Annotated in this window: 13 protein-coding genes; 7 read left to right on the forward strand and 6 right to left on the reverse strand. The window is 37.2% G+C overall.

Annotation, left to right across the window (positions count from 1 at the left end; all coding sequences use genetic code 11):
* Window positions 1–3 precede the first annotated feature (3 nt).
* Complete coding sequence (locus EZL74_RS01335) at window positions 4–333, reverse strand: HesB/IscA family protein (protein WP_131474786.1); 330 nt, start codon at window positions 331–333, stop codon at window positions 4–6.
* A 184-nt stretch (window positions 334–517) separates the two neighbouring features.
* On the opposite strand from EZL74_RS01335, the gene EZL74_RS01340 reads away from it, so the two are divergent.
* From EZL74_RS01340 to EZL74_RS01350, 3 genes are all read left to right on the forward strand, one after another.
* Window positions 518–1,378: an MBL fold metallo-hydrolase gene (locus EZL74_RS01340; RefSeq protein WP_131474787.1), complete on the forward strand. Its 861-nt coding sequence runs from the start codon at window positions 518–520 to the stop codon at window positions 1,376–1,378.
* A gap of 67 nt (window positions 1,379–1,445) precedes the next feature.
* On the forward strand, window positions 1,446–3,023 hold the full coding sequence (locus tag EZL74_RS01345; protein WP_131474788.1) for a S8 family peptidase: 1,578 nt from the start codon (window positions 1,446–1,448) through the stop codon (window positions 3,021–3,023).
* Between the two features lie 45 nt (window positions 3,024–3,068).
* Window positions 3,069–4,958, forward strand: a complete 1,890-nt coding sequence (locus EZL74_RS01350) for a M1 family metallopeptidase (RefSeq protein ID WP_131474789.1) — start codon at window positions 3,069–3,071, stop codon at window positions 4,956–4,958.
* A gap of 27 nt (window positions 4,959–4,985) precedes the next feature.
* Here EZL74_RS01350 and EZL74_RS01355 read toward each other — a convergent pair whose 3' ends face one another.
* The gene (locus EZL74_RS01355; RefSeq protein ID WP_131474790.1) at window positions 4,986–5,573 is read right to left on the reverse strand and encodes a hypothetical protein; all 588 of its coding nucleotides are present in this window, start codon (window positions 5,571–5,573) and stop codon (window positions 4,986–4,988) included.
* A 151-nt stretch (window positions 5,574–5,724) separates the two neighbouring features.
* On the opposite strand from EZL74_RS01355, the gene EZL74_RS01360 reads away from it, so the two are divergent.
* The 4 genes from EZL74_RS01360 to EZL74_RS01375 all read left to right on the forward strand — a co-directional run bounded on the left by EZL74_RS01360 (window position 5,725) and on the right by EZL74_RS01375 (window position 9,047).
* Window positions 5,725–6,138, forward strand: coding sequence for a hypothetical protein (locus EZL74_RS01360; protein ID WP_131474791.1), 414 nt, complete (start codon window positions 5,725–5,727; stop codon window positions 6,136–6,138).
* Window positions 6,139–6,141: 3 nt separating this feature from the next.
* Entirely contained in the window at window positions 6,142–6,531 is a 390-nt protein-coding gene (gene rnpA / locus EZL74_RS01365) for a ribonuclease P protein component (protein ID WP_131474792.1), read from the forward strand.
* A 64-nt stretch (window positions 6,532–6,595) separates the two neighbouring features.
* Window positions 6,596–8,233, forward strand: a complete 1,638-nt coding sequence (locus EZL74_RS01370) for a S41 family peptidase (protein ID WP_131474793.1) — start codon at window positions 6,596–6,598, stop codon at window positions 8,231–8,233.
* A 1-nt stretch (window position 8,234) separates the two neighbouring features.
* Window positions 8,235–9,047, forward strand: a complete 813-nt coding sequence (locus EZL74_RS01375) for an OmpA family protein (RefSeq protein ID WP_131474794.1) — start codon at window positions 8,235–8,237, stop codon at window positions 9,045–9,047.
* Here the strand turns inward: EZL74_RS01375 and EZL74_RS01380 are convergent, their stop codons facing one another.
* The 4 genes from EZL74_RS01380 to EZL74_RS01395 all read right to left on the reverse strand — a co-directional run bounded on the left by EZL74_RS01380 (window position 9,048) and on the right by EZL74_RS01395 (window position 14,054).
* Window positions 9,048–9,494 carry a GNAT family N-acetyltransferase gene (locus EZL74_RS01380; RefSeq protein WP_131474795.1) on the reverse strand — a complete coding sequence of 149 codons (447 nt, stop codon included), beginning with the start codon at window positions 9,492–9,494 and terminating at the stop codon, window positions 9,048–9,050.
* Window positions 9,495–9,498: 4 nt separating this feature from the next.
* Window positions 9,499–10,470, reverse strand: coding sequence for a DUF4837 family protein (locus EZL74_RS01385; RefSeq protein WP_131474796.1), 972 nt, complete (start codon window positions 10,468–10,470; stop codon window positions 9,499–9,501).
* A 38-nt stretch (window positions 10,471–10,508) separates the two neighbouring features.
* The gene (locus tag EZL74_RS01390; RefSeq protein WP_131474797.1) at window positions 10,509–12,770 is read right to left on the reverse strand and encodes a LysM peptidoglycan-binding domain-containing protein; all 2,262 of its coding nucleotides are present in this window, start codon (window positions 12,768–12,770) and stop codon (window positions 10,509–10,511) included.
* 96 nt (window positions 12,771–12,866) lie between these two features.
* Complete coding sequence (locus EZL74_RS01395; RefSeq protein WP_131474798.1) at window positions 12,867–14,054, reverse strand: phosphoglycerate kinase; 1,188 nt, start codon at window positions 14,052–14,054, stop codon at window positions 12,867–12,869.
* Between the last annotated feature and the right edge of the window lie 110 nt (window positions 14,055–14,164).

The following is a 14,164-nucleotide window of genomic DNA, read 5'->3' on the forward strand; positions in this document are numbered from 1 at the left end:
ATTCTAAAGTGAGAATGATTCTCCGCATCCGCAGGTTCTTGATGCATTCGGATTATTAAACACAAATCCTTTTCCGTTCAAACCACCCGAAAACTCGAGGATTGTTCCGGCCAGGTATAAAAATGATTTTTTCTCGACAGCTATTCTAACGTTGTTATCTTCAAAAACCTTATCGTTCTCTCCCAACTCTTTGTCGAATTTTAATTCATACGACAACCCCGAACATCCCCCACTTTTTACGCCCACTCGAACGTAATCTTTGGCTGCGTCAAAACCGTCTTCCTGCATCATGTCGATGATTTTTTTGCTTGCTGTATCAGAAACTTTAATCATGGCTTATTTTAATTTTGTCTAAATAATGCGCAAAGTTAATACAAATATCCTTTTTTAGCACAAATCGCCGGATTTTTATAACTAATTTAAGAATAGAAAAAAATGATTTTGTGCCGCCAAGAGCCCTATATTTTTAGTAATTTGCGAACCATTTTATTTTTTTAACCGAATAGATTTCAACACCATGAAAATATATCCTGTAGAGGCCGGTAATTTTAAATTAGACGGGGGAGCTATGTTTGGTGTAGTTCCGAAAACCATTTGGAACAAAACCAACCCGGCAGATGAGAACAATTTGATAGACATTGCAGCACGCTGTATGCTTATTGAGGATGGCAATCGCCTCATTCTGATTGACACCGGCATGGGCAACAAACAGTCCGAAAAGTTCTTTGGCTATTATTCGCTTTGGGGTCCTCATTCATTGGATGGTTCTTTGGCCAAATACGGTTTTCACCGCGATGATATTACCGATGTTTTTATGACGCACCTGCATTTTGATCACTGCGGCGGAAGTGTCAACTGGAACAAAGACAAAACCGGTTATGAGGTAGCCTTCAAAAACGCAAAGTTTTGGACCAATGACAACCATTGGGAATGGGCCACCAAACCCAATGCCCGTGAAAAAGCCTCTTTTCTTTCCGAAAATATTTTACCCATGCAGGAAAGTGGGCAACTCAATTTTATAAAAAGACCAGAGGGCGATTACAGTCATTCGAAAGAGTTGGGATTCGGGATTTTTTATGTAGACGGTCATACCGAAAAAATGATGATTCCTCATGTTCAGTACCAAGATAAAACCATTGTTTTTTGTGCCGATTTAATTCCAACTGCCGGGCATTTACCACTTCCGTACGTCATGGGTTACGATACCCGACCGCTTTTGACATTGCCCGAAAAAGAAAAATTTTTAAAGGCAGCCGCTGAAAACAACTACTATTTGTGGTTAGAACATGATGCCCATAACCAAATAATCACTGTAGAAAACACTGAAAAAGGTGTTCGTCTCAAAGAAATTTTCCGTTGTGAAGATATCTTAAGTTAGTGTTAATCATTTTACTGCTTGTAACAAAACCATTTAATTTTACACTCGTTCTATAAATTTAAAACAAATGAAATTCATAAAAATCTTTGTACTGTCGTTGTTTTCTTTGACAGTTGCCGCTCAAACTGCTGATAAATCATTAGCCAAAAAAGGAACTCTGACCGAACAACAACTGCAACGCTGGAGTCATCTGGATCTGGTAAAAGATTCCATACCCGGAATGAGCGTTGATAAGGCTTACAACGAATTATTAAAAGGCAAAAAAAGCACTAAAGTTATTGTTGGGGTTATCGACTCGGGAGTTGATATTAATCATGACGATTTGAAATCGGTAATTTGGACCAATAAAAAAGAAATTCCAGGCAACGGCGTTGACGATGATAAAAACGGATATACTGATGACGTTCACGGTTGGAATTTTTTGGGCGAGTCAAACAATGAAAACTTAGAATTGGTTCGTATCCTAAAAAAACCGGATGACGGTTCAGCCGCATACAAAGCAGCCTTAGAAGACTATGAAAAGAAAAACCAAAAAATGCTTAAAAATAAGTTTCAGGTTGACTTCATCATAGCGGCCGACAAAAATATCCGCGAATATTTGAACAAAGAAAATTATACGATTGAGGATTTAAAAGCAATTACATCTTCTGATAAAAAGATTTACCAAAGCAAAATGGTCATGCTTTCTATAGCCGAAGATGCCGGCGAAGGATTTCGTGACGATATCAATGATTACAAAGAACAAGTTTACGACCAGTTGAATTTCAACCTTAACAAAGATTTTGACGGAAGAAAAATAGTAGGTGACAATCCTGAGGACATTACCAATAAAATTTACGGCAACAATGTGGTTTACTCCAAGGAAAGAAAAGACTCTTTCCACGGCACACACGTAGCCGGAATCATTGCTCAGGTTCGAAATAACAATCTTGGTGGTGACGGTGTAGCTGACAACGTTGAAATTTTGCCGGTAAGAGCCGTACCAAACGGTGATGAATACGATAAAGATATTGCCTTGGCTATCCGTTATGCCGTAGACAACGGTGCAAAAGTAATCAACGGAAGTTTCGGAAAAGATTATTCACCACACAAAGAATGGGTTTGGGATGCTATCAAATATGCCGAAAGCAAAGACGTGTTACTTGTATTTGCTGCCGGAAATGACGGTAAAAATATCGATGTTGAACCTAGTTTTCCAGCCGATACTAAAGACAAAAAAACAGAAATCGCCAAAAATGTTCTGACCATTGGTGCCCTTGACAACAAATATGGCGAAAATATGGTAGCCGATTTTTCAAACTACGGCCAGAAAAACGTTGATATTTTTGCTCCCGGAGTAAAAATTTATGCAACTGTGGGTGATAACAAGTATAAATACGAACAAGGTACATCAATGGCATCGCCAAATGCTGCCGGAGTAGCTGCTTTAATTCGTTCGTACTACCCAAGTCTAAAAGCGGCACAAGTAAAGCAAATCATCATGCAATCGGGAACACCGGTTCCTTTTGATGTGGTGGTGGGTGAAACCGCCGAGAAAATGCCTTTTTCGAAAACTTGTGTTTCGGGTAAAATTGTCAATGCCTACAATGCATTGAAAATGGCTGAAACCATGGCAAAGAAGACAAAAAAGAATCCAAAATTATAATCCGACAAGGAAGGTTTCGGCCTTCCTTTTTTATTTTTAGAAAGCATGAGAAACAAGTTTTTATTGGGTTTTATCCTAATGGGTATTTCTTCGGTTTTTGGTCAATCTAAAAACTATTGGCAACAACATGTTGATTACAAAATGGATGTTGCGATGGATGTCAAAACCTATCAGTACAAAGGCAAACAGGAATTGATTTACACCAACAATTCGCCCGATACTTTGAAAAAAGTGTATTATCATTTATTCAACAATGCCTTTCAACCCGGAAGCGAAATGGATATTCGGGTTCAAAACATTCCGGATCCCGATAGCCGCATGGCCACCAAAACAAAAGGTGCTGACGGAAAAGAAATCAGACAAAGCCGCATTAGTTCCTTACAACCTAATGAAATTGGTTATCTGAAAATTTCAAATTTTAAACAAGATGGTATTTCTGCTAAGATTAAAGAAGTCGGTACTATTTTAGAAGTCGATTTGGCACAACCCTTATTCCCCGGAAAGTCGACCGTTTTAACCTTAGATTTTGACGGACAAGTACCAAAACAAATTCGCCGCTCAGGACGCAATAACAAAGAAGGTGTTGAGCTTTCAATGACGCAATGGTATCCAAAAATAGCGGAGTTTGATTTTGAAGGCTGGCATGCTGACCCTTACATTGCGCGAGAATTTCATGGCGTTTGGGGAAATTTTGACGTAAAAATCACTATTGATAAAACTTATATTTTGGGCGGAACCGGTTATTTAGAAAACAAAAATGAAATAGGATACAATTATCAGGATGCCGGAGTAACCGTTACAATTCCGAAGAAACAAAAAACGCTGACTTGGCATTTTGTTGCTCCGAATGTGATTGATTTTACATGGGCTGCTGATAAAAATTACATTCATGATGTAGTGCCCACTGATTTTGGCACAACGTTTCATTTCTTATACAAAAACAATCCGAAAATCATTGAAAACTGGAAAAAAGCACAACCCAAAGCGGTTGAACTGATGGCTTTTTACAACAAAATTATCGGCAAATACCCTTACGAGCAATACTCTATCATTCAGGGAGGAGACGGCGGTATGGAGTATGCTATGTGTACTTTAATTTTGGGAGAAGGCACACTTGATGGTTTGGTAAATGGACTTATTGCACACGAAATGGCTCATTCCTGGTTTCAACACCTATTGGCATCCAACGAAAGTAAACATCCATGGATGGATGAAGGAGGCGCTACTTTCCTGGAAGATATGGCCGTTAATGAAATTTCGGGTAAAAATCTCGAAAATCCTTTTGTTGACAGCTATAAAAACTACATCAGCATGGCCAATTCGGGCAAAGAACAACCCTTGTCAACCCATGGCGATCACTTTGACTACAATCAAGTGTACAGTATTTGTTCATATTCAAAAGGCGAGCTTTTTTGGACACAATTGATTTATCTGATTGGAAAAGAAAACACCTTGAGAACACTGAAACGCTATTTTGCCGAATTCAAATATAAACATCCGACTCCTAATGATATAAAACGAACTGCTGAACGAGTTTCGGGAGCAAACTTAGACTGGTACTTAACCAATTGGACGGAAACCACCAACACCATTGATTATGGCATTAAAACTGTTGAAGGAGCTACCGACGGAGTGTCGAGAACCGGGGTTACTTTAGAAAGAATCGGCCGAATCCCTATGCCAATGGATGTTTTGGTTGAATATACTGATGGCACTAAGGAGAGTTTTTATATTCCGCTTCGCATGATGAGTTTTGAAAAAGAAAATCCGACTCCTTCGATTACCAGAACCACTTTGGCTGATTGGGCTTGGGCTTATCCAACGTATTTTTTTGAAATTCCGAAAGCAAAATCTTCCATCAAAAAAATAACACTAGACCCCAGCGGATTAATGGCTGATGTAAAACGAGACAACAATGTTTTTGAACAGAAATAAAAAAAGGCAACCAAATGGTTGCCTTTTTTACAATAATTTTATACTGACAATCTCATTATATATGCGGTACTGATTGAGTTTAGGATCAAAAAAGTCTTGTTGGCGGTAATGAATTTCTAGCTTATCTCCTTTTACAATTTTGTTTTTGATGAACAGATTGTCGCCGTCAAAACTAAACAACCAAACAAATTCCTGCTTTTGGTTTTGTTCATCAAGTAATACAATGGTATTGAACTCTTTGGCTGTCATACTTTCAAACGTGCCAACATAAAACAAATCAAGTTCATCTTCATCAGAAAAATTGGCATCTGCTTTATTTTCGGCAATTTTGATAAACACATCGGGGCAAATAACTGCCATTTCAATGCCAACGCTTTCGGCTATATTTTGAATAGACGTCATTTTATCATCCGGGTTGACATCGATACTTTTTCGTTCTTTATTGCTCAACAAATCAATGGCTTCAAAAATGCAAATACCCAGATTTACATCGGTCACATCCTTTTTTTTGCTTACACAGTCACACGTGTGGGTAGCCAGTTTTTTATAAACCGCCTGCTTTTTTTGAGCCCAAAACAGTAGAGGTGTCAATAATAAAAGTATGGTTATTCGCATGGAAAATATTTTGATAGGTTACGAAAGTAGGCAGAATCTCTTGGATAAAAAAGTATTTCGGAATTATTCCTTTACCGGATTAATCAGTGTTATTGAGTGTCTTTGAAATTTATGGAATAGAATTTGTAGTTTTGCGGGAAACATTTTTTTCATGAAAAACTTAAAATTTCTATTTCTTTTAGTCATAATGGGCTTGGGATTTCAAACAAGTTATGCTCAACCCATCCGATTCAAAACCAGCAGTGTTAGTTTTACAGATAAAAAAAATGACGGTACCTGGAATGAATGGTCTGACTTTGTGAAAGCCAATGTCATGATTACCCTTGATGCCAAAAAGGATTTGATTACCATAAATTCAGCCGAAGTACAGTCGTTTAAAATCAAAGCTTACGGGGAAATCGAAGATAATGCCGAGGTAAATATTGTTCCTTTTGAATGTGTAGACAACAAATTTTCGAAGTGTAAAATATTCATCATCACCAAGAAAAAAGAAAACAACCGAATGCAGATTTACATCAATTATAACGAAGTCAAATTTGTTTACAACGTCTACAACGACAATTAACAAATGGATAATTCCTATCCTAAAGCAGAAAAACTAAAAAGCAAAAAAATCATCGAATTGCTCTTCACAGAAGGTAAATCGGTGAGTAAATATCCTTTGCGACTGGTATACATTCCGTATCATTTTGAAGAAAATATACCGCTCAAAGTGGGCGTATCGGTTTCTAAAAAATACTTCAAAAATGCGGTAGAGCGCAACTACTTCAAACGCGTGCTGCGCGAATGTTACCGTTTAAACAAATCGCTTTTGGTTGACCATCTTGAGGCCAAGTACTGCCTGATGTTTTTTTATCAAACCAAAGAAAAACTGTCCTATTCCGAAATCAACGAAAAAACGAAACAACTTTTTGAAAAGTTTGTCAAAACCCTTCAGGATGAAAAAAACAATAGCTGAAAAGCGGAATACAATTCGTTTCAAGTAAATTAGTATATTCGTTAACTTGTTAAAAGATTGAACCATGTTCTCAAAAATTAAAAAAAGATATTTTATACCGGTAATACTGAGTGCCTTTTTGTTTATTGGTGTAAGCTTTAAAGATGATTTTTTCGAGATTTCGAAACAAATTGAAATCTTTACCACCTTGTTCAAAATCATCAATCAAAACTATGTTGACGAAACCAATGCGGCAGAATTGATGGACAAAGCCATCAAAAGCATGTTGGCCGATTTGGATCCGTATACCAACTATTTCAATGAGCAGGATGTTATCAAATTCAAAATCAACAATACCGGAGAATACACCGGAATCGGAGCGCTCATTACCCGCAAAGAAGACAAAATAATCATCAAAGAGCCTTACAAAGGTTATCCGGCGGATAAGGCAGGATTGAAAGCCGGAGATGAAATTATTCAAATTGGCGATGTGGTTTTGGCTGATTTTAAAGACGATGCATCACAATTAATGAAAGGTGCAAAGAATACCAAAATTGACATCAAATTTTTACGTCAGGGAAAACCTATGACGGCACAACTAGTCTTGGATGAAGTAGATGTGAAAGCTGTTCCTTTTTATGGTAAAATTGACGATAAAACCGGATATATTGTATTGTCACAGTTCAACGCCAAAGCCTTTTCGGATACCAAAGAAGCGCTGGAAAAACTCAAAGCAGACGGCGCCACACAAATTGTTTTAGACTTGCGCGGCAATCCGGGCGGTTTGCTCAATGAAGCCGTAAATATTTGTGGTTTGTTTGTCCCAAAAGGCGAAACCATAGTTACCACCAAATCAAAAAATGCTAAATACAACAACACCAATAAAACTACGCGCGAACCTATTGACACCGAAATCCCACTGGCAATAATTGTTGATGGAAAAAGTGCTTCGGCTTCGGAAATTGTTTCGGGTGCTTTACAGGATTTGGACCGTGCAGTAATCATCGGCAGCCGTAGTTACGGAAAAGGATTGGTACAGCGTCCGTTTGATATGGTTTACAATACACAGGTTAAAGTTACCATTGCCAAATATTACACGCCTTCCGGCAGATGTATTCAGGCTTTGGATTATGCTCATAAAGACAAAAGCGGGAAAGCCATTCGTACCGATGCTAAAAACTACAATGCTTTTCAAACCAAAAAGGGAAGAACCGTATATGACGGTGGCGGGATTTTGCCGGATGTAGTTTTAGAGAGCAGTAAAACGAGCGCCATTGCCGATGCCTTGCAAAAAAATGACGCCATTTTTAACTATGCTACTTATTACTACTACAAAAATCCAAATCTGGGCGACAAAATTCCGGTTATCACAGATGCGGAAATAGCCGATTTCAAAGCCTTCCTGAAACGCGAAAAAATAGCCTTTGACACCGAGACCGAAATCGCTTTGAAAAATACTTTGGAAAAAGCCAAAAAAGAGAATATTGACGGCGCAATTACCGCAGAATATCAACAATTGCTCTCTTCGATAGAAAAGAGTGAAGAAACGCTGATTGATAAAAACAAAACTGAAATCAAAAATTTACTTTTGGACGAAATTATTAAAAGATACCAATACAAAGAAGGATTGTATCAATATTACATCAAAAACAATTTTGAAATCAAAAAAGCTGTTGAAGTCCTGAACGACAAAGCCACTTACAACAAGATTTTAAAAATATAATATGAAATTACTCAAATACCTGCCCTTGCTGTTTTTTAGTTTGTTACACGCCCAAGAGGAAGTTGTTCATTCAGTTTATTTTGATTTTGACAAATTCTCCCTGAATGACAAACAAGCTAATGATGTTGTTGATTTCATCAAAAAAACCGATTCTACCCGAATTGAATCCATCCAAATTTTCGGCTATACCGACGACATTGGTAAGGAGGCCTACAATTACAAACTTTCGACCAAGAGAGCAACGGCTATTCAAAATAAATTCATTCAAAGTGGCATAAAAAATAAAGTAATCATTACCATCGAAGGCAAAGGAAGAATTTTAATTGATGATGACATTGTAGAAAATCTTCCGGAGAAACGTTCCAAAAACCGACGTGTGGATGTGGTATTGAATTTAAAACCATTGCCTAAAATCGAAATTCCGGGGTATTACAATACCATTCAGAAGCGTCATATTGTAGGCGATCATATTTACCTCGACAATGTTTTGTTTGACAGAGGCAGTAGCAAGTTGACTTTCAAAACCAAAACCGAATTAGATAAAATTGCCAAATTGTTACAGAAATACAAAAATCTTCAATTTGAAATTCAGGGACATGTATGCTGCACCCCTCCTTATCAAAAAGAAGCCATTGATATGGATACTAAAAAACGCCAACTGTCTGTTAATCGCGCTGAGGCGGTATACAAATATTTGATTTTGAAAAAGATTTCGAAAGACCGTATGACTTTCAAAGGATACGGAAATACAGTACCATTGGGCAAAGGTGCTGAATATGACCGTCGCGTGGAACTGGTAATATCAAAAGTGTAATTACTCTTTTCGCATTTCGATGTGAGGAATATCATCCTCGAGATACATATCGCTGGTTTGAATAAATCCGTGGCTTTCGTAGAATTTCTTAAGATACAACTGAGCCGAAATAGTTATTTTGGTGCTGTCAAAATATTTTTTCATCACGATGATGGCTTCCCGCATGAGCACGTGTCCTAATTTTTTATCTCTGAAATTTGGCTTTACCACTACTCTGCCAATTGAAGCCTGTTCAAAATAATCATTTGGTTTAAACAAACGGGCGTAACATACTATTTCGCCATCAACTTCACCAATCAGATGAATCGCTTTCTGGTCTTTACCATCTATATCCTGATAAACGCAGTTTTGTTCGACTACAAAGACTTCACTGCGCAGTTGCAATAATTCATATAGCTCTCTAACAGAAAGTGTCTCAAATCGCTTTATTTTCCATTCCAGATTCATGGTTTTATTTTTTAATTTGAATCGATTTAATAATTGCTTCCAACTCAAACATCAAATCGCGCTTTTCTTTGGAAGGCGCATAACAAAATCCTTCTAGGACAAGAATTCGCTTGTGTGCTTTATCAAAAATCACATAATTAATGAACGGTCCCGACATGAAGTCGTTTTTCATTTGCCAGGTTCCTCGGGTTTCATAGGCATTATTACCGGCTAATGTAGTTTTTGAAAAATAGGGAGAATATGCTTCCTCTGTCACCATTTCTGTTCTGTTTTCTGAGCCGTGAATGTAAAGTTCACCTATTGAGTCTCTTGTTTTTATAATATCTTTTACAGCATTGTTTCGACGGATACTTTGCCACGGAACCTGATAAATAACCAAGCTGTTGTTGCCACTGGTGATTTCTTTTTTCAGCCAAATAAAGTTCTTTCGTCGCATTACGTATTCATATTTTTTTGGAATCAGTAAATTGATGTTAAACTTCTTTTGTATTTTTTTGGTATCCAGTAAAGAGTCCTTAAAGGTTTTTTGTTCTTGGGCAATTTCTGTCGCCCTCATTTTTTGGATGATGGTTGGGGTGTTTTTTTCTAAAATCTCGAGAATTTCAAAAGCAGTTTTTCCCGAAATGTGAATAGCATTTTGTGGTGAAGCAAATTCGTTTTCTACGATTTCAAATTTGTTTTCAATGTCTTTTTTGATGATGATGATGTTGCGACTGTCTGTTGAATATCCTTCAAATAATTTGACAGGATATTGGTTGATGGTAAACAAAGGTTCCTCTTGAGGCAATCCTAAAACCGGTGAGGCAAATTTATTACGGATGCTATCGCCCACTTCACCACTCCAAAGCTGGTCGTCAATTATTACAGCAATTGTATTGATGGCTGCTGAAGATTCTTTGGGCAGCTGTTCCTTTTTAAACGAACAGGAACTCAAACAAACTGAGCCTAAAAACCATAAAAAAAGGGTTTTATTCATAACTGAAATAAAACCCAAATTTATTGAAGATTTTCGGATTAACCGTTGTTAATTTTTAACTTCATTCCCGGTTTTAAACTTTCGTTTTTAATTCCATTCCATTTTTTGATGTCGGAAATGGTTACACCAGGATATTTTTTGGCTATGCTGAACAAGGAATCTCCTTTTTTCACGTAATATAATTTCACCTCATTCATGTCGTTAGATGCAACGCTTTCCTTTTTAGAAGGCTTTACTTCATTGGCAACAACCACTTCTTTTTTTGAAACAATTAGTGACGCACCTAATTTAACATTGTTATCCTCTAACTCATTCCATTCTTTCAAGTCAGCAACGGCTACGTTGTATTTGCGGGCAATGCTTCCTAAGTTGTCCCCTTTTTTAACTTTGTATTCAACTATTTTGGTTTCTGTTTTAGGTTCTTCTTCCTTGGTTGCTGTTTCAGTATTTGCCAAAGCTAATTTAGATCCTTGTTGTATGTTCAAATCATCCAGATTATTCCATTTTTTGAGGTCTTCCAAACGTACATTGAACTTTTTGGCAATGCTGAACAAATTATCCCCCTTTTGAACTTCGTAATAGTCATTCGGATGTTGAGCAATATCTTCATTCGTTTCATTAGAAGCTACTGCTGTTTCAACTTTAGGTTCTACCATCGGTTTGCTGCCTTTAACTTCTTTTCTAACCGTTGTAACAACACGCTCATTTTTGATGATTTTCAAATTTGCACCTAAGGCAATATTATTACTTTTTAAGTGGTTCCATTTTTTCACTTCAGCGACTGACACTCCGTATTTGTCTGAGATTTCACCCAAGTTGTCGCCTTTTTTAACCTTGTGATATTTGACTACATCTTTAAACGATACTACTTTTTCTTCTTTGTAAACTTTGTTCGACGTAGAAGCTAAAGCAGAAGACTCTTTTACCGAAATAGTATCCGGTTTTTCGATTTTCTTGTCTTTTGAAGCTATGGCCTCGTTAGTATAAATCTTTAGTTTTTTTCCAATAGGAGCTTTACTGTTTCTCAGATGATTCCATTTTTTCAAATCGGACATAGCCACACCATACAAGGATGAAATTTCGCTTAAACTATCTCCTCGTCTAACCCTGTGGTATTTAACTTTTGAAACCGAAGAGTTGATAGAATCCCTGGAAGCCAACATACTTTCATAAGGCCTTTCTCTTCTGCTCTCTTCGTATTGTACGTAGGCATAAATTTTATCTTCGTTAGAAGTAAACACCGCAACCTTATCAATTGGTAATCTCAAATAATGATTTTCACCGGTAATGAAAGGAATCACTTCTCTTTTGTATGACGGATTTAAGAATTGTAACTCTGCCACAGGAACATCTAACAAGGCAGAAATTTGTTTGAAAGTCATGGTGTTTTTAATCATGACTGTATCTGTAGCAAAATGGTTTGCAATGGCTTTATCTGGTTTTATACCATGTTCTTTATGGTATTCAAAGATGTACATAGTAGCTAAAAATGCCGGTAGGTATCCTTGTGTTTCCTTTGGTAAATGTTTTCTGATGTTCCAGTAATTTTGCTGTCCACCCGAACGTCTTATGGCCTTAGCTACGTTGCCCGGTCCCGAATTATATGATGCCAATACCAAATCCCAGTCACCAAAAATCTTGTACATATTGGTCATGTACTGAGTGGCTGCGTAACTTGATTTTAAAGGGTCATTTCGGTCATCAACATAAGTGTTAATGTTCAAGTCGTATTGTTTCCCGGTTTGATACATGAACTGCCATAAACCGGTTGCTCCCACTCGTGAAACAGCTCTCGGATTTAATGCCGATTCAACAACCGCTAAATATTTGATTTCTAGAGGAATATTTTGTGAGGCTAACGCTTCTTCAAACATAGGAAAATAGAACTGTGAAATCCCCATCAATCGTTCGAAGGCTCTTTTTCTGTTCTTTAAAAAAGATTTAATTACGTTTTCCAATCCTTGATTGTACTCAATGTTAAAAGGCGACTTCTCGTCCAGTTTTTTTAATCGCTCTTTCAAGAGGGCAGTAGGCAATTCGTAATCAACCTTTTCATCAACGTTGATGTTTTTGATGTCAAGGGTTAACTCGTTGTACAAGTCTAAACTTGCCAATTCTTTCATCCACAAGCTGTCGATACAAGAAGCTATTTTGTCGTGAACAAAAGTGGCTTTGATGGAATCGAGAACCTGCCTATTGGTTAAATTCTTTTTAAACGGGGCAATGTTAAGGTCATCCTGTGCAAAAATTGCAGTGGAAGCCAAGAGCAGTGCCAAAGTCGTTATTTTTTTTATATTCATAATACTGTGGTATTGTGGTATTTTTTAGTTCGTCTAAATGTAAATCAACTGATTTACAACGCAAATAATTGTCTTTTATTGTATTGCTTCTGAAAATTAATTTAAAATCGCAGCAATTCCGGGTAATGTTTTTCCTTCGAGCATCTCCAACATGGCTCCTCCTCCCGTGGACACATAGCTCATTTTTTCTTCCAGACCAAATTGTTTTACAGCTGCTACCGAATCACCTCCTCCAACGAGAGAAAAAGCTCCTTTTGCAGTAGCTTCAGCGATAAAATTACCTAACTCGATGGTACCTTTGGCAAAATTCTCCATCTCAAAAACACCCAAAGGACCGTTCCACAAAATGGTTTTTGAATTCATAATTACTTCTTTAAAATCTGCCAAAGATTTTGGCCCAACATCTAATCCTTGCCATCCGTCAGGAATTTCATGTACACCAACTACTTTCGTATTCGCGTCATTGGCGAAAGCATCAGCAACAACAGCATCAACCGGAATATGAATTTGGACGTTTTTTTCTTTAGCTAATCGCAAAATCTCAAGAGCTAATTCCTGTTTGTCGTCTTCACAAATCGAACTTCCTATTTTTCCGCCTTGTGCTTTGATAAATGTAAACGTCATTCCACCACCAATAATCATGTGGTCTACTTTATCTAATATATTTTCGATAACCGTTATTTTCGAGGATACTTTTGAACCTCCAAGCACTGCAGTTACCGGTTTTACAGAATTATTTAATACACGATTCAAACTGTCAATTTCTTTAGCCAGCAACATTCCGAAGCATTTTTTATCTTCAAAAAACTTGGCGATGATTGTTGTAGAAGCATGGGCTCTGTGTGCTGTCCCGAAGGCATCGTTAACATATATATCACCAAGAGAAGCCAATTCTTTGGCAAAATTTTCATCCCCCGCCTCTTCTTCCGCATAAAAACGCAGATTTTCAAGTAACAACACATCACCTTGTTTTAGTCCTTGAGCTGCTCTTTGTGCAATCTCACCACGACAATCAGCCGCAAATTGAACCTCGACTCCTAAAATTTCAGAGCATTCAGATACAATGTGACGCAAGGAAAACCGATCTTCTTTTCCTTTGGGTCTTCCCAAATGCGACATCAGAATTACGCTTCCTCCATCTGCCAAAATCTTGTCAATGGTGGGCTTTGCTGCTTCAATACGGTTAGCATCAGTAACGTTAAAATTATCATCTAAAGGAACATTAAAATCTACACGAATGATCGCTTTTTTAGCATTGAAGTTAAAATCCTGAAGTGTTTTCATTTGGCTTTTTAAAAGGTTTGAATCCTTGCAAATATAGTAAAATTTAATTTCATCGTTCTTTTACGTGCTTTTATCGATAATTTTTAAGGGAATTTTAAGATTTATTGATT

The sequence above is a fragment of the Flavobacterium silvisoli genome (assembly GCF_004329815.1).
Taxonomy (GTDB): Bacteria; Bacteroidota; Bacteroidia; order Flavobacteriales; family Flavobacteriaceae; genus Flavobacterium; species Flavobacterium silvisoli.